This window comes from Burkholderia pseudomultivorans, from assembly GCF_902499075.1.
Classification (GTDB): Bacteria; Pseudomonadota; Gammaproteobacteria; order Burkholderiales; family Burkholderiaceae; genus Burkholderia; species Burkholderia pseudomultivorans.
In genome coordinates this window covers 1-14,946 of sequence record NZ_CABVPP010000044.1, presented here as the reverse complement: position 1 = coordinate 14,946, position 14,946 = coordinate 1, and the positions used below count along the sequence as shown (strand labels likewise).

At 63.3% G+C, this 14,946-nt stretch carries 15 protein-coding genes; 8 read left to right on the top strand and 7 right to left on the bottom strand.

Annotated features, from left to right (window positions below; translation table 11 throughout):
* Positions 1-17 precede the first annotated feature (17 nt).
* Together BST28156_RS24225 and BST28156_RS24220 are read right to left on the bottom strand one after the other, a co-directional pair.
* Positions 18-569 carry a DUF6013 family protein gene (locus tag BST28156_RS24225; RefSeq protein WP_060243455.1) on the bottom strand — a complete coding sequence of 184 codons (552 nt, stop codon included), beginning with the start codon at positions 567-569 and terminating at the stop codon, positions 18-20.
* A 159-nt stretch (positions 570-728) separates the two neighbouring features.
* On the bottom strand, positions 729-1,745 hold the full coding sequence (locus tag BST28156_RS24220) for a zinc-binding alcohol dehydrogenase family protein (protein ID WP_174903526.1): 1,017 nt from the start codon (positions 1,743-1,745) through the stop codon (positions 729-731).
* Positions 1,746-1,868: 123 nt separating this feature from the next.
* On the opposite strand from BST28156_RS24220, the gene BST28156_RS24215 reads away from it, so the two are divergent.
* The gene (locus BST28156_RS24215; RefSeq protein ID WP_174903525.1) at positions 1,869-2,813 is read left to right on the top strand and encodes a LysR family transcriptional regulator; all 945 of its coding nucleotides are present in this window, start codon (positions 1,869-1,871) and stop codon (positions 2,811-2,813) included.
* 170 nt (positions 2,814-2,983) lie between these two features.
* Positions 2,984-3,829: a phosphoserine phosphatase SerB gene (gene serB / locus BST28156_RS24210; RefSeq protein ID WP_174903524.1), complete on the top strand. Its 846-nt coding sequence runs from the start codon at positions 2,984-2,986 to the stop codon at positions 3,827-3,829.
* Between the two features lie 75 nt (positions 3,830-3,904).
* On the opposite strand, the gene BST28156_RS24205 is transcribed toward serB, so the two are convergent.
* The 4 genes from BST28156_RS24205 to rimO form a co-directional block, all read right to left on the bottom strand.
* Positions 3,905-5,086, bottom strand: a complete 1,182-nt coding sequence (locus tag BST28156_RS24205; protein ID WP_174903523.1) for a cystathionine beta-lyase — start codon at positions 5,084-5,086, stop codon at positions 3,905-3,907.
* A 113-nt stretch (positions 5,087-5,199) separates the two neighbouring features.
* Entirely contained in the window at positions 5,200-5,745 is a 546-nt protein-coding gene (locus BST28156_RS24200; protein ID WP_174903522.1) for a hypothetical protein, read from the bottom strand.
* A gap of 89 nt (positions 5,746-5,834) precedes the next feature.
* On the bottom strand, positions 5,835-6,761 hold the full coding sequence (locus BST28156_RS24195) for a sugar kinase (RefSeq protein WP_174903521.1): 927 nt from the start codon (positions 6,759-6,761) through the stop codon (positions 5,835-5,837).
* 3 nt (positions 6,762-6,764) lie between these two features.
* Positions 6,765-8,150 carry a 30S ribosomal protein S12 methylthiotransferase RimO gene (rimO, locus tag BST28156_RS24190; RefSeq protein ID WP_174903520.1) on the bottom strand — a complete coding sequence of 462 codons (1,386 nt, stop codon included), beginning with the start codon at positions 8,148-8,150 and terminating at the stop codon, positions 6,765-6,767.
* Between the two features lie 14 nt (positions 8,151-8,164).
* On the opposite strand from rimO, the gene BST28156_RS24185 reads away from it, so the two are divergent.
* From BST28156_RS24185 to BST28156_RS24175, 3 genes are all read left to right on the top strand, one after another.
* Entirely contained in the window at positions 8,165-9,817 is a 1,653-nt protein-coding gene (locus tag BST28156_RS24185; RefSeq protein ID WP_174903519.1) for a recombinase family protein, read from the top strand.
* A 126-nt stretch (positions 9,818-9,943) separates the two neighbouring features.
* Positions 9,944-10,951, top strand: a complete 1,008-nt coding sequence (locus BST28156_RS24180; RefSeq protein WP_174903518.1) for a pentapeptide repeat-containing protein — start codon at positions 9,944-9,946, stop codon at positions 10,949-10,951.
* A gap of 3 nt (positions 10,952-10,954) precedes the next feature.
* Entirely contained in the window at positions 10,955-11,683 is a 729-nt protein-coding gene (locus BST28156_RS24175; RefSeq protein WP_174903517.1) for a nucleotidyltransferase family protein, read from the top strand.
* Positions 11,684-12,033: 350 nt separating this feature from the next.
* Here the strand turns inward: BST28156_RS24175 and BST28156_RS24170 are convergent, their stop codons facing one another.
* Positions 12,034-12,738, bottom strand: coding sequence for an SOS response-associated peptidase family protein (locus BST28156_RS24170; RefSeq protein ID WP_174903516.1), 705 nt, complete (start codon positions 12,736-12,738; stop codon positions 12,034-12,036).
* Between the two features lie 76 nt (positions 12,739-12,814).
* Between BST28156_RS24170 and BST28156_RS24165 the strand changes: the two genes are divergently transcribed.
* The 3 genes from BST28156_RS24165 (at position 12,815) to BST28156_RS24155 (ending at position 14,717) form a co-directional block, all read left to right on the top strand.
* Positions 12,815-13,282, top strand: coding sequence for a hypothetical protein (locus tag BST28156_RS24165; RefSeq protein ID WP_367651237.1), 468 nt, complete (start codon positions 12,815-12,817; stop codon positions 13,280-13,282).
* A 41-nt stretch (positions 13,283-13,323) separates the two neighbouring features.
* On the top strand, positions 13,324-13,737 hold the full coding sequence (locus BST28156_RS24160; protein WP_174903514.1) for a hypothetical protein: 414 nt from the start codon (positions 13,324-13,326) through the stop codon (positions 13,735-13,737).
* Positions 13,738-13,856: 119 nt separating this feature from the next.
* Positions 13,857-14,717 (top strand): lecithin retinol acyltransferase family protein, encoded by an 861-nt coding sequence (locus BST28156_RS24155; RefSeq protein ID WP_174903513.1) that lies wholly within the window; start codon positions 13,857-13,859, stop codon positions 14,715-14,717.
* The last annotated feature ends 229 nt before the right edge of the window (positions 14,718-14,946 follow it).

Sequence of the window (14,946 nt, the reverse complement as noted above, 5' to 3'; positions counted from 1 at the left end):
CGGGCCGCGCACGACGCTCAGTGCTTGATCGACAGCGTGACCTTGGTGCCGTCGCTCAGCGTGACCGACTTCGAGCCGCCGTTGGTCGACAGCGACAGCCACTTCACCTGGCTCACCGACACCACGTCCGGGCATTGCAGCGACTTGCCGCCGGCCGTCACGGTCCGCGTGCCCTTCGGCGCGGCCGCCTGGAAGCTCATCTGCACGTTCGCCATCCCCTTCGCGTCGACCGACGGCGCGAGCCGGACCTGCGTCTGGCGCACCATCGCGCCGTTCGCGTCGCGCGGCAGGTTGTCGGCGTTCGGGCAGCCGTCCGGCATCGCGACCGCGCCGCCCGGCGGCACCGACTTCCAGTTGAAGTCGTCCGTCTCGCCGGAGCGGATCTTGCGGGTTTCCTGCGTATTGCCGAAGGTCTTCGAGTCGACCTTGACGGTGTAGTCGAGCTGCCCGGTGCCGCCGCCCTTCAGGCTGCCCTTGACGGGCGGCGCGGCGAACACGCTCGCGCTGACGCAGGCCGCCGCGAACACGACCGACCACGATGCGGCGACTGACAAGCTGCGTTGGCTCATGCTGACCTCCTTGGTATACGGCGGCACGCGCGTGCCGCGCGGTTATCGATGCATGATGCGTTGCCAGTCTACCGCCAAGCGGCACCGGATGCGTTGCGAACGCATCGGGTGTTACCCCGCTTGCGTTCGCGGCGATGCGTCCGTACGTGCGACGCCGGTTCAGAAACCGCTCAGTACCAGCTTGCCGATCGCACGCCCCGCTTCGAGCCGTTGATGTGCGCGCCGCAGGTTCGCGGCGTTGATCGTGCCGAGCTGCTCGCCGAGCGTCGTGCGCAGCGTGCCGCCGTCGACCAGCCGCGCGACCTCGCCGAGGATCCGGTGCTGCTCGATCATGTCCGGCGTCTCGAACATCGCGCGCGTGAACATGAATTCCCAGTGAAACGCGGCGCTCTTCGCCTTCAGCAGTTCGACCGGCACCGGCTTGGCATTCTCGACGATCGTGCAGATCCCGCCCTGCGGCCGGATCACCTCGGCCGCCGCCGGGAAATGGCGGTCCGTGTCGTTGAAGATCAGCACGTAGTCGACGTTCGAATGACCGGCCTCGCGCAACTGCGCCGGCAGATCGCCGAAATGGTCGACGACCTGGTCCGCGCCGAGCGCGCGCACCCAGTCGGCCGATGCCGGCCGCGACGCGGTCGCGATCACGTGCAGCCTGCCGAGCGTCTTCGCGAGCTGGATCGCGATCGAGCCGACGCCGCCCGCACCGCCGATGATCAGCACCGACTTGCCGGCGTCCGCGCCCTGCGGCGACACGCCCAGCCGGTCGAACAACGCTTCCCATGCAGTCAGCGCGGTCAGCGGCAGCGCGGCCGACGCGGCGAAATCGAGCGTGCGCGGCTTCAGCGCGGCGATCCACTCGTCGACCGTGTGGAACTCGCTGTTCGCACCGGGCCGCGTGATGCTGCCCGCGTAGAACACCGCGTCGCCGGGCCGGAACAGCGTGACGTCCGCGCCGACCGCGACGACGGTGCCGGCCGCGTCCCAGCCGAGCACGCGCGGCGCGTCCTCGACCTGCGGCTTCGGCGCGCGCACCTTGGTGTCGACCGGATTCACGGAAATCGCCTCGACCTTCACGAGCAGATCGCGCGGGCCCGGCACGGGCTGCGGCAGTTCCACGTCGAGCAACGCCTGCGGGTCGTCGATCGGCAAATAGCGGGTCAGTCCAACGGCTTTCATCTCGAACCTCCTTGATCGGAAATCGGCGGGCCGCAGCGCGGCCCCATGACTGCCATCGTAGGCCGCGCGATCTTTCGAGAAAACCGCTATATTTCCTGAAACATTTTCAGGAATTTCCAAATAATGTCGTCCGACCCACCGATCCCGGCGCCCGACAAGCCGCTCGACCTGCTCGACGTCGGCTTGTTCGTGCGCGCGGCACTGCTCGCGAACGTAACGGCCGCCGGGCGCGAGTTCGGCGTGTCGGCCGCGGTCGCCAGCGCGCGCATCGCGCAGCTCGAGCGCCAGCTCGGCGCGCGGCTGCTGCACCGCACGACGCGCCGCATCAGTCTCACGCAGGACGGTGAAGTTTTCATGGCGCGCGCCGCCGCGCTGCTGTCGGCCGCCGACGCCGCCCGCGCATCGGTCGGCCACGGCCGCAGCGAACCGTACGGGCGGCTCAAGGTGTCGATGTCGTCGTCGTTCGGCCGCCAGCACGTCGCGCCCGTGATTCCCGCGTTCCTGCGCCGCTATCCGTCCGTGTCGCTCGACCTGCGACTGTCCGACGAGCTCGTCGACCTGGTCGACGAAGGCTACGACGTCGCGATCCGGCTCGGCGCGCTGAAGGATTCGACGCTGGTCGCGCGCAAGCTCGCCGTGAACCGCCGCGTGCTGTGCTGCTCGCCCGCGTATCTCGCGGAACGCGGCACGCCGCGTCATCCGGCCGATCTGGAGCAACACGAGTGCGTGATCCTCGGCGACCAGCGCGACTGGTCGTTCGCGACGCCGCAAGGGCCGCTGACCGTGCGGGTCGGCGGCCGGCTCGTCGCGAGCAACGGCGAGGCGATCCGCGAAGCGCTGGTCGACGGCTTCGGCATCGCGATCAAGTCGACCTGGGACGTCGGCCCGCTGCTCGCGAGCGGCGCGCTCGTGACCGTGCTCGACGACTACCCGTTCGCGGAAGACGTCGCGATCTGGGCCGTCTACCCGAGCCGCGCACACGTGCCGCTGAAGACGCTCGCGTTCATCGCGTTTCTGGCCGAACATTTCAGCGATCCGCCGTACTGGGATCGGGACGACGCGCGATAGCGCGGCGGCCTCGCGCGCGGCCCCGACACGGCGAGCCGAACGCGGCGCGCAGCCAAACGGCTACAATGTCGCGTTCGCGACGCGACCGCCCGATACCGAACGGGGCCCGCGTTCGCCGGCGGCCGCGCTCCGGCCGCGCACGCGTTTCATTCGCTTCCAACCATCCCGTCATGACCCAGAACCTCGTCATCCAGAGTCTCGCGCCGCTGTCGGACGCGCATCGCAAACCGCTGCTCGCGCTGTCGCGCGGCACCCGCATCGTGCAGACCGACGACCACGCGCTGCGCATCGAAGACGTCAGCCCCGCGCAGCGTCCCGACATCGATGCGTATTGCGGCACGCACGCGCTCGACTTCGCGTTCGTCGAGGCCGGCCGCACGCTCGGCGACTTCGGGCTCGTCGTGATGGACATGGATTCGACGCTGATCACGATCGAATGCATCGACGAGATCGCCGATTTCTGCGGGCTGAAGGAACAGGTTGCCGCGATCACCGAAGCGTCGATGCGCGGCGAGATCCGCGACTTCAACGAAAGCCTGACGCGCCGCGTCGCCTTGCTCGCGGGGCTCGACGCGGCCGCGCTCGAGCGCGTGTACGACGAACGGCTGCAGCTGTCGCCGGGCGCCGAGACGATGCTCGCCGGCGTGAAGGCGGCCGGCCTGAAGACGCTGCTCGTGTCGGGCGGCTTCACATTCTTCACCGAGCGCCTGAAGGCGCGTCTCGGCCTCGACTACGCGCACGCGAATACGCTCGAGATCGTCGACGGCAAGCTGACCGGCAAGGTGCTCGGCGAGATCGTCAACGCCGACGTGAAGGCGCGCATGCTGCGCGATACGTGCGCATCGCTCGGCATCGCGCCGGATCGCGCGATCGCGATGGGCGACGGCTCGAACGACCTGAAGATGATGGCCGAAGCCGGCCTGTCGGTCGCATTCCACGCGAAGCCGGTCGTGCGCAACGCGGCGACGGTCGCGTTCGATCACGTCGGGCTCGACGGTCTGCTGCGGTTGTTCTGACGCGCCGAAGCGCACCAAGAAAAACGCCGGCGCGATGGTGCATCGCGCCGGCGTTTGTTTTTTCGGCAGACCGGATCAGCCGAGCGCCGCCTGCATCGCGCGCTCGATGTCCGCGCGCAGGTCGGCTTCGTCCTCGAGACCGACGTAGAACCGCACCAGCGTGCCGCGATGCGGCCAGTCAGGACGCATCGACGCGACGTCGTACGGCATCGCGAGGCTGCATGCGCCGCCCCAACTCCAGCCGATCGCGAACAGTTCCAGCGCCTCGACGAAGCGGTCGACCTGCTCCGCGCTGTAACGCGCGTCGAACACCACCGAGAACAGCCCGCCCGCGCCCGTGAAATCGCGCTTGAACGCTTCGTGCCCCGGACAATCCGGCAATTGCGGATGCAGCACGGTCGCGATCTCGGGCCGCGCCTTCAGCCACTGCGCGAGCGCCAGCGCGCTGCGGCTGTGTGCGTCGAAGCGCACCTGCATGCTCGGCAGGCTGCGCAGCACGAGCGAGCAGTCGTCGACCGACACGCCGACGCCGCAGCGCATCCGCGCGAGCTTCAGCCGCGCGTGCAGCTCCGCGTTCGCGGTGATCGTCGCGCCCATCAGCAGGTCGCTGCCGCCCGACTGGTACTTGGTCAGCGCCTGCACCGAGATGTCGACGCCGTGCTCGAACGGCTTGAACGCGAGGCCCGCCGAATAGGTGTTGTCGATCGCGGTGACGATCCCGCGCGCCTGCGCGGCCGCGGTGATCGCGCGCACGTCGGGCACTTCCATCGTCACCGAGCCGGGCGCCTCGATCCAGATCAGGCGCGTGTTCGGCTGGATCAGGTCCGCGATGCCGGCGCCGACGAGCGGATCGTAGAAGCGCGCGGTGACGCCGAAATCCTTCGCGAGCCAGTTGCCGAAATCGGCGTTCGGACCGTACACGTTGTGCGGTATCAGCACGTCGTCGCCGGCTTTCACGATCCCGAAGTAGACGTTCATGATCGCCGCGAGGCCCGACGGCTGCAGCAGCGCATGCGTGCCGCCCTCGATGTCGGCAAGCCGCTGCGCGAGCGCGAGCGAGGTCGGCGTCGCGTGCAGCCCGTAGCGCCACTGGTTGTCGTTGCGCCAGTCGAGCCGGCGCATCGTCGCCAGGTCGGGAAACACGACCGTCGACGCGCGCGCGACCGGCGGCACGAACGAACGGAAGCCTTCCGGAATGACGTCGTCGGGTTGAACGATACGGGTTTGCAGCGTGCGCTTGGGAGTGGATGCAGTCATGACGGAAAGCCGGGCAAACGGCCGTACGGTTGCGGAATATGCCGGTAGATTAGCCAAAACCGGCGCGTTTGGCCCGGTACAATGCGCGCCACGCGCACCGAGCCAGCACGGGCTCAGTCGTCGGTGCGCAGGTTCACGATGCCGCCCACCGTTTCGATCTCCTGCACGCGACCGTCACGCACCTGCAGCGCCGCGCGCTTCGCCGGCGCCGGATGCAGCACGACCGGCTGGGGATCCGATTCGTCCGAGTTCATCCGGTCGGCCTTCAGGTCGCCCGTCGCGTCGAAGCGGCCGATCCACACGCCCGTGATGTTGGTGCCGTCGTTCGACTCCTCGATTTCGAGCGTGTCGCCGTCGCGGTCGCCCGCGAGCAGGATCACCTCGCCGGTGTCCGCGAACTGGTATTCGCCGTGCACGCCTTCCTCGTCCGTCTTCGGGCCGAGATGCACGACGATCGGCCGGCCGCCGAGCGTGCCTTCGTAGCGCGGCAGGCGCGCGAATTCGGGATTCGGTCGCAGCGGCCGCGCGGGCGCCGTATCGTCCTGCTGCTGCGCATCCGGCACAGCCGCCGGTGCCGCGACCGCAGCGTTCATCGCGACGCCCGCCGCCAGTACGGATGCGACAACGAGCACCCGTTGCCATTGCGGATATCGACCCACGTTGTATTGCTCCTTGCTTCAGATTCGCTCGTCAATCGCAGCGATGCGCGGCCTGCCGCCGAGTTGCCGCGGCGGCGGGGACGCGCGCGTCAACCCTGCATCAGGCGCGCGACCGCGTCGCTGCGCGGAATCGGCGCGACCGCGCCGTAGCCCGTCGTCGACAGCGCCGCCGCCGCGTTCGCGTAGCGCGCGGCCGCGAACGGATCGTCGCCGGCGACGATCCGCGCGACGAACGCGCCGCCGAAGCAGTCGCCTGCGCCCGTCGCGTCGACCGCCTCGACCGCGAAGCCCGGCACGACGCGCCGCTCGTGCGGCGTCGCGACATACGCGCCTTCCTTGCCGAGCTTCAGCGCGACGACCTGCGGCCCGTGTTCGAGCATCGCGTCGACGATCGCGTCGCGGTCGTCCGCGCCGGTGAGCGCGGTGACGTCGTCCCAGCTCGGCAGGCAGATGTCGGTCTGGCGCAGCGCTTCGCGCATCACCGCGCGGGCGCGCGGCAACGGCCACAGCTTCAGACGCAGATTCGTGTCGAAGCTGACCTTCGCGCCGCGGCTGCGCGCATGGTCGATCGCCACGAATGCGGCGTCGCACGCGCTCGTGCTGATCGCGAGACTGATGCCCGACAGATGCACGGCCTTCGCGGCCGCCAGCGCGTCGAGCGGCAGATCGGCCGCCGCATAGCGGCTCGCGGCCGAGCCCGCGCGCAGATAGTCGAACTGGTGACCGTCCGCACCGTGCGTGACGAAATACACGCCGGTCGGCGCCGTGCGATCGATCCGGACGAAGGTCGTGTCGACGCCTTCGGCGCGCCACAGATCGCCCAGCAGGCGGCCGAACGGATCATCGCCGACCGCCGACACGAAGCCGGTCGACGCGCCCTGGCGCGACGCGGCGATGCAGAAGTTCGACGTGTCGCCGCCGAAGCCCTGCAGAAACTCTGCGCGACCCGGCTGCGACTGGTTGAATTCGATCATCGCCTCGCCGAGCGCGAGGATCTCCGGAAATGCAGCGGCCATCGCTCAGACCTCGCCCCACAGGTCGTGGCCGTCGGCGCCCGTGATCTTCACGGACACGAAATCGCCGACCTTGTAGCGCTTCGACGCCTTCGTCGCCGGCTCGATGTACACGACGCCGTCGATCTCCGGCGCGTCCGCCGCCGTGCGGCCGATCCCGCCTTCGGCGCTGACCTCGTCGATCAGCACCTTGACGGTCTTGCCGACCTTGCGCTCCATCCGCTTCGCCGACACTTCCTCGGCGACTTCCATGAAACGTGCGCGGCGTTCCTCACGGACGTCGTCGGGCAGCGCGCCGTCGAGTTCGTTCGCGCTCGCGCCTTCGACCGGCGAATACGCGAAGCAGCCGACGCGATCGAGTTCCGCCTCGCGGATGAAGTCGAGCAGCGTTTCGAACTGTTCTTCCGTCTCGCCGGGAAAGCCCGCGATGAACGTGCTGCGGATCGTCAGGTCCGGGCAGATCTCGCGCCACGTCTGCACGCGCTCGAGCACCTTCTCCGCGTTCGCCGGGCGCTTCATGCGCTTCAGCACTTCCGGGTGCGCGTGCTGGAACGGCACGTCGAGATACGGCAGCACGTGGCCCTTGAACGGACCTTCGGCCATCAGCGGAATGACTTCGTCGACGCTCGGATACGGATACACGTAGTGCAGGCGCACCCACGCGCCGTACTGCGCGGCGAGTTCGCCGAGCGCGGCGACCAGATCGGTCATGCGCGTCTTGATCGGCTTGCCGTTCCAGAAGCCCGTGCGGTACTTCACGTCGACGCCGTACGCGCTGGTGTCCTGCGAGATCACGAGCAGTTCCTTCACGCCCGACTTGAACAGGTTCTCGGCCTCGAGCATCACTTCGGCGACCGGGCGCGACACGAGGTCGCCGCGCATCGACGGGATGATGCAGAACGTGCAGCGGTGATTGCAGCCTTCGGAAATCTTCAGGTATGCGTAGTGACGCGGCGTGAGCTTGATGCCGGCCGCCGGCACGAGATCGACGAACGGGTCGTGCGGTTTCGGCAGATGCGAATGCACGGCCTGCATCACTTCGCCGACCGCATGCGGGCCGGTGACGGCGAGCACCTTCGGGTGCACTTCCTCGATGAGGTTTGCGCCGCTTGCGCTCGCCTTCGCACCGAGACAGCCGGTGACGATCACCTTGCCGTTTTCGGTCAGCGCCTCGCCGATCGCGTCGAGGCTTTCCTGCACGGCTTCGTCGATGAAGCCGCAGGTGTTGACGACGACGAGGTCGGCGCCGTCGTAGGTGCCGGAGATTTCATAGCCTTCGGCACGCAGTTGCGTGATGATCTGTTCGGAGTCGACGAGGGCCTTGGGGCACCCGAGAGATACCATACCTATACGCGGTGCCGGAGAATGAGCCGGTGATTTCTGTTGAGACATCTGGAGTGTGGGGCGTGGCAGCAAAAGCGAGAGTTTACAGCTATTTACGGTTCAGCGACCCAAAACAAGCGGCCGGCGGCAGCATCGATCGGCAGCTTGAGTACGCGGCCCGCTGGGCGGCCGACAACGAGATGGAGCTTGATGCGTCCCTATCACTTCGGGATGAGGGCCTGTCGGCGTACCACCAACGCCATGTGCGGCAAGGCGCGCTCGGGGTATTCCTGCGCGCCGTCGAGGACGGGCAAGTGCCGGCCGGGTCCGTGCTGGTCGTCGAGGGTCTGGATCGATTGAGCCGCGCTGAGCCCCTGCAGGCGCAGGCGCAGCTCGCCCAGATCGTCAACGCCGGCATCACGGTCGTGACGGCCAGTGACGGGCGCGAGTACAACCGCGAGCGCCTCAAGGCGCAGCCGATGGACCTCGTATACAGCCTGCTGGTGATGATCCGCGCGCATGAGGAATCCGACACGAAGAGCAAACGGGTAAAGGCGGCGATCCGCCGCCAGTGTCAGGGCTGGATCGCAGGCACATGGCGGGCCCCGGTCCGCGTCGGCCGAGATCCGCACTGGGTCCGCGAAACGGATAGTGGGAAGTTCGAGCTCGTCGAGGATAGGGCCGCAGCCGTGCGACTCGTCATCGAGATGTTCAAACAGGGGCATGGCGCGGTTCGGATCGTGCGCGAACTGGCCGAGCGTGGGCTCAAGATCACGGAGAGCGGGCGCACCGCGTCGTCCCACCTGTACAAGCTGCTGGCGAACAGGATGTTGATAGGTGAGAAGTCGGTCGAGGTCGACGGCGAATCGTTCCGGCTCGACGGCTACTACCCAGCCCTGCTGTCATCGGCCGAGTTCGCGGATCTCCGATATCTCGCGGAACAGCGCGGCCGACGCAAGGGCAAGGGTGAAATTCCGGGTGTCGTGACCGGCCTCGGCATCACCTACTGCGGATACTGCGGCGCGGCGATCGTGGCGCAGAACCTCATGAGCCGCAAGCGCATGGCGGACGGGCGCCCCGCTCCGGGTCACCGCCGGCTGCACTGCGTCACCTACAGCCAAGGATCCGGCTGCAAGATCAGCGGGAGCTGCAGCGTCGTGCCGGTCGAGCGCGCCTTGATGCTCTATTGCTCCGACCAGATAAATTTGACACGACTGCTCGCAGGGGACTCCGGCACTGCGGCCCTGGCCGCGCAGTTGGCTAGCGCACGCCAACGCGTATCAGAACTCGAGGCGCAGATTCAGCGGGTCACCGACGCGTTGCTGCGTGATGATGGCGACGCACCGGCCGCAGTCTTACGCCGCGTCCGCGAGCTCGAGAGTCAGCTTGCGAGCGAGCGCCGCGACGTTGACTCGGTCGAACATCACCTTGCCGCGTCGGCGTCCAACGTAGCTCCCGCTGCAGCGGATGCGTGGCGGGAACTCGTGCACGGCGTCGAGCATCTCGACTACAATGCGCGTTTAACGGCTCGGCAACTTGTAGCCGACACGTTTTCGCGAATTGTCATTTACCAGTCTGGATTTCGGCCAGAGGTCGATCACGGCGCGATCGGTGTCGTCCTAATCGGGAAGCACGGAAACACTCGCATGTTAAACGTCGATCGTCGCACTGGAGAATGGCGCTCGGCAGAAGACCTCAAATTGCCTGGATTTGCAACTATCCCGCTTCCGGCATAGCTGAAGCCAAATTACACGTAAAAATGCAGTCACCCTTCGACAAAAAGGGGCGACTGCGCAAGCGGGTTTGCACTGACCCATCCCCGTGCTACTCTGCCGCCACGCCACCGCACATCGATAAGCGCCATGCCCAATTCCAACGAACCCGCTCGAGACTCGGCGTCGAATGGAGCTAACAGCCAGCAGATGCACGCTGAGACCATGGAAACCAGTGGTCCCGACGATATTGAGATCGCCCCGACCAAACCCGAATCAAGTGCACCGGCCTCGGTTGCCGAAATCATCCGCGCACTGAGCTCGACGTCGCGCAAAAAATATGAAGGGGGGAAATTCCCTCAGCGTGTCGTTGCGGTTAGCTTCATGTTTCACGACTTTACAAACATCGACGCAAAGGGCGTTGTATTTGAAGGATGCAATTTTAAATTTTGCATCTTCAATGGGGCATATTTTAGAAAATCGAAATTCAAGAATTGCGATTTCACCGGCGCAAAGTTCAAAGATTGCAATTTTCGCGACAGCATTTTATCCGGCAGCAAATTCGACTACTGCCAATTCAGCAATACACTAATTTCGACCAAGGAGTTGCTACTGAATTCTCCAACCTGGCTGAACGTTAGACGTGAATTCATGATGTCATTACGTAAAAACGCAGAGAGCGTCGGGGACATCGAATCCGCCAAAATATTTATACGGGAAGAACTTAAAGCGGCTCGAAAATACTGCCAAGAAGGATGGCGACATCAAGGCTCGTACTACAAAGAGAAGTACCCAAATCTCTCGGATAGAATAAATTTATTCTCCAAGGCCCTCGGATATGGACTCGATTGGCATTTCTGGGGACACGGAGAGTACCCGAGCAAGCTTGTTAGATTCATTCTAATAACACTATTTATTTCAGGAGGGATCACGCTTGCACTCGACGATCGCATCTCTCTTAGCGCAACACCAGTAAGCACTTTCATATCCACGTACGGTCAATCGACAATTGCAGCGACGTGTACGTTCCTGGGAGTTACCCCGGACCACGGACTACCAATTGTGCCCGAGCCGCTTCGAATTGTTCTCGCTTTCTCAAGGTACATTGCTCTCGGATTTTTCACCAGCTCATTGTTTCGACGGCTATCGAGGCGCTGATCCATGAGTCAATCAAATACACAACGAAGCACAATTATTGATGTCAGACTGTTCGGCTCTGCCGCCAGAGGTGACTTCGACAAATCGAGCGATATTGACGTACTTGTCATATCAAACAAAGGAAAACCCAACACGAAATCACTAGAGCAATTCCTCGCAGAACAATTCAAAGGCACCGTTGACATCTCGATTTACAGCATCAAGCGACTGAAATCGATGTTTCGCGAAGGACATCTATTTTCGTGGCATCTCTATTGCGAGTCCCATCACCTCGGGTACATCGGAACAACCGACATAATTGCAGAGCTAGGCTCCCCCAGCCCCTATAAATCTGCAAGCGAAGACATTGCAGAGTTACTGGATTTACTCGAAACAGTAAGGACCGAGGTACAAGACAGCAACAATTTAACTTTTGAAGCCGGTCTCATTTACGTTTGTCTCCGCAACATTGCTCTTTCCGCGTCCTGGTGCACTGGCAATGGCATTAAGTTTGGGCGAAATTCACCGTTCGAGATCACTACGGGCAACTTGAGCTTCCCAATCTCTCGCGCGGACTACGACGTACTGGTAGCATGTCGCCATGCATCGACGCGAGGTACGATAGCAACCGTACCGTCCCGAGAATGGGTGATGGAGCAAGCAAATGCGAGCCATCAATGGGCGTCTGACGTAAACAAGTGGATTCTGGAGTGCAGAAAATGTCAACCAAGCGCCGGTTTCGCGACCGCGTAGCAGTCGAGCGCGAAGTCTTGCACCTCGTCAATCGACCTCTGTTCGGCCCCACGGAGCTGTGCGGCCTGACGGCAAACGCTATTGGATCATGGGCGCGCGCAGTCGCAAAGAGCGGGCTGTCGCAGCGAGTAGTGGACGACTTGGAGCAAGCGCTACTTGAGATCTCCGGGCGTTGCCGCCTAAACGCCGACAAAAGTAGAGATGTATTCGAGGACGGTGAATTAGTCCCTCGGGGCACAGTGGAGTCATGTGTCGCAGAGTTACATCAACAAATTGAAGCTCTCGAGGCCGGCTGCAAATTCAAGGGCCGGGTTTAGAGAGAGCAGCAGACTTCATTCGCCACGCGCATGTCATTTTGGCTCGGCGGTCATATCCTCCGCCGGATAAAGCTGGAGCAACGCCCGCGCGGCCTCCGCGTTCGATGTCGTCAGCCATTCCTCCCAGTCGTCCGGTCGCAGGATCACGACTGAGCGTTTCTCCTCGTTCGGTTTATGCATCCGGGACATGATGGGATGCGCGTCAGCGTTGACCGTAATCATTGACATCACGTTACGCTGGGCACCATCAGGGCTCGCCAACGTGCGCCAGATGCCGGCGACGCACATCGCAGGCAGGTCGGCTACGCTGATCCGCTGCCACACGCATGGTCCGAGCACCCAATCGCCATTTGCCGCTTGTCGAGCGTCCGGATATGAAGGCTCAACAACCGCTAGCGCCGGAATCAGGCACCGACGGCCATCGCGCCAAGTAGGCCCGTACAGAGGCGACTTTCCGAGGTTGTCGTCGCGCACGTTCATCGTGCTGCGCATGATCGGCGGCTTCCGCCCCTGCTCTTTCGCCTTTTCGATGTCGGCCTTCTGCAGCGCGCGCGGCCAGAACCCAAAGCCGGCTATCAACGGCTCAAATTGCCCGTCAACGTAGCCAACGATCGGCGCATCGTAGTCCTCGTAGATCTCCGGCTTCCAAGGTGTCCATCGGTACAGGTCGCGAAAATTGTTGATCTTCAGCTCGTTCAGACCTGGATCCTCGCCCGGCGCCACGTAGTTGGTGCACATCGCCGTCCCCAATTTTTCGCCTTGACGATTCCATCTTACCGCGCAGTACACTGTGTTTTTATACAGCGGTGCCGCCGTGATCAAACCGGAGTGGGCTTACATATGGGAGTACCGGTTTCCTGCGGAGAAGGAGTGGAAGCGTACGCCTACGGAACTAACGGAACATGAGCTGGAATGGTGGATCGAGGCAGTCTACGATCCGATCCTGGAGCCACAGACGAGGCCCATTGAGAGCACGCGGATCGATCGCAATCGTGTACCCCTCAGAGATCGGCGCGTCAAACTCAAACCCAGGATGCCCGAGTTTGATGCTCCCAGTGACGCCGAGCTTCGCGCGTTATGGCGCGAATACACCGACCTCAAGGTACGTTGGTTGATTCTTGAGATTCTGGCGCTCCGGAAATCTCTGGATGCGATTCAGGATTGGTTCACCTACGTCGACAAGAACGTCGCGGATCGCGGGAAGCTTGGAGGCGCAAATGGGCAACTCCAGGTGTTGCGCCACCTTCTCCGAAAGGAACGGGCGCGCGCCGGGATGATATGACGCGGCTGTGGCATCGTGAACGCAAAGTGAGGGAGGACACCATGGGCACGATCATGGACGAAATCCGCGATTCGGAAGACGACGACTGGATCGGCATCGCGGCCGCTCACGATCGAAAGGATATGGGGTCGCTCCGCGCCTATCTGCAATTGCAAGCGAAGGCCATCCCAAAGCACCACGAGATCGTCACCGTGACGATCCTGATGCGAGCGTCGCACCTGAAGCCCGACGTGCGGCTGCCGCTGTTGGTGGTCGAGCATTTTGATCCGGGCGATTCTCCGGACCCGCGCGCGCTGTATGAAGACGGCGACGTCAAGGTCGAGAAAACCACTGTCCAATGCGACTCTCACATTTTCGACGCGTTCAGCGACTTCACGATCGAACTCAAGCGCCGCGGCTACTCGGCCGAAACGCTTCGGCCATGGCCAGTGTGGCCCGACGCACCTGAGAATTGAAACTGGCGGACTCAAGTATCGAGCCTCCATGCCGATATCGCATCTGTGAAGGAAAGAAAAGCGGCTGTACGAACCTCTTGGTTCGACAGTCTCAAGTTGACAACGCCGGAACCATCACAGTGCAAACGATTTACGACCTCAACATCGGCGATCACGTTTACGTGCCGCGTCGCGGCTACAATCATCACGGACTGTATATCGGTGATGGAACCGTCGCGCGCTACGCTATGCGCTTCGACGGCGATGCGACGGGGCGCGTCGAGCTCGTCAGCCTCGAGCAATTTTGCCAAGGTGAAAATGTCAACGTCCGCGCTTACAGCAGTCGGCGCTTTGGCCGGACTATGAGCGTGTCACGCGCACTCATGCGCCTGAACGATAAGTTCTCCAACGTCGTGCTCAACGACTGCGAACACTTCGTCACTTGGTGCATCAAAGGCCTGCACTGGAACAAGCGAGCCGAGAACGCGATATACGAAGCAGCGAGCTATGAGCTGTACCGTCTCTCGGCGCCCGTGCTCAGAGCGGCTCAAGCGCTCGAATTGCACGCGGAAGAAGTCATTTCCAAAGCGACCGGCATGCTTGTCCAGCGCATCGCGACCACGATGGCCCGCTTTGCCGCCAAGGCATTGGAACATTCCGCCCTCAAGGGCGCATCCCAGTTGATCAACAAAGGCCTGGCCGCGGTCGCTAAGATCACTGGCGTCACTATGACCGGCCCACAGTTCGCCGTAGCGGTAGCCGCTTTCACGACGTGGCAGCTCTTTGACACGGTCACGAACATCAAAGGCGGCTCGAGCATACCGGCGTACATCAAATCAGTGGTCGGCAACGTGATTACAAAAGTCGTCGAAACCGCGAAGGGATTCTTGCGCCGTGCAATCGATGCTATCAGAACTCTAGGCACCGACGCGTGGAACAGTGCGCGCAATGCAATAGGCGGCTTCTTCAACTGGGCGTTTGACAAACTCGCGTTCTGGTAAAAACACCCGGCAGACGGCTAGATCGACCGGGCTGGCCACCACCGATTGCCGGGAAGGCTAAAGTCTGCGGATTAATCCACAACCTTGTCCTTTCCGATTTTCAAGGCATCGTAATCGGCCTGGCACTGCTCACCGGCAATTCCCCGCTCGTCGTAAGCGGCTCGGCCGGACCGTTTCCCGATGCTGATTTTTCCAATGCATGATGGGTGCGTTTAGATTGCCGGAGCCA

Bases quoted from the DNA above. Each gene is read 5' to 3' on its own strand.
- BST28156_RS24215 (WP_174903525.1), top strand. From the start codon at position 1,869: ATGTCGTCCGACCCACCGATCCCGGCGCCCGACAAGCCGCTCGACCTG.
- BST28156_RS24160 (WP_174903514.1), top strand. From the start codon at position 13,324: ATGGGCACGATCATGGACGAAATCCGCGATTCGGAAGACGACGACTGG.
- BST28156_RS24225 (WP_060243455.1), bottom strand. From the start codon at position 569: ATGAGCCAACGCAGCTTGTCAGTCGCCGCATCGTGGTCGGTCGTGTTC.
- BST28156_RS24180 (WP_174903518.1), top strand. From the start codon at position 9,944: ATGCCCAATTCCAACGAACCCGCTCGAGACTCGGCGTCGAATGGAGCT.
- BST28156_RS24220 (WP_174903526.1), bottom strand. From the start codon at position 1,745: ATGAAAGCCGTTGGACTGACCCGCTATTTGCCGATCGACGACCCGCAG.
- BST28156_RS24195 (WP_174903521.1), bottom strand. From the start codon at position 6,761: ATGGCCGCTGCATTTCCGGAGATCCTCGCGCTCGGCGAGGCGATGATC.
- BST28156_RS24175 (WP_174903517.1), top strand. From the start codon at position 10,955: ATGAGTCAATCAAATACACAACGAAGCACAATTATTGATGTCAGACTG.
- serB (WP_174903524.1), top strand. From the start codon at position 2,984: ATGACCCAGAACCTCGTCATCCAGAGTCTCGCGCCGCTGTCGGACGCG.
- rimO (WP_174903520.1), bottom strand. From the start codon at position 8,150: ATGTCTCAACAGAAATCACCGGCTCATTCTCCGGCACCGCGTATAGGT.
- BST28156_RS24205 (WP_174903523.1), bottom strand. From the start codon at position 5,086: ATGACTGCATCCACTCCCAAGCGCACGCTGCAAACCCGTATCGTTCAA.
- BST28156_RS24170 (WP_174903516.1), bottom strand. From the start codon at position 12,738: ATGTGCACCAACTACGTGGCGCCGGGCGAGGATCCAGGTCTGAACGAG.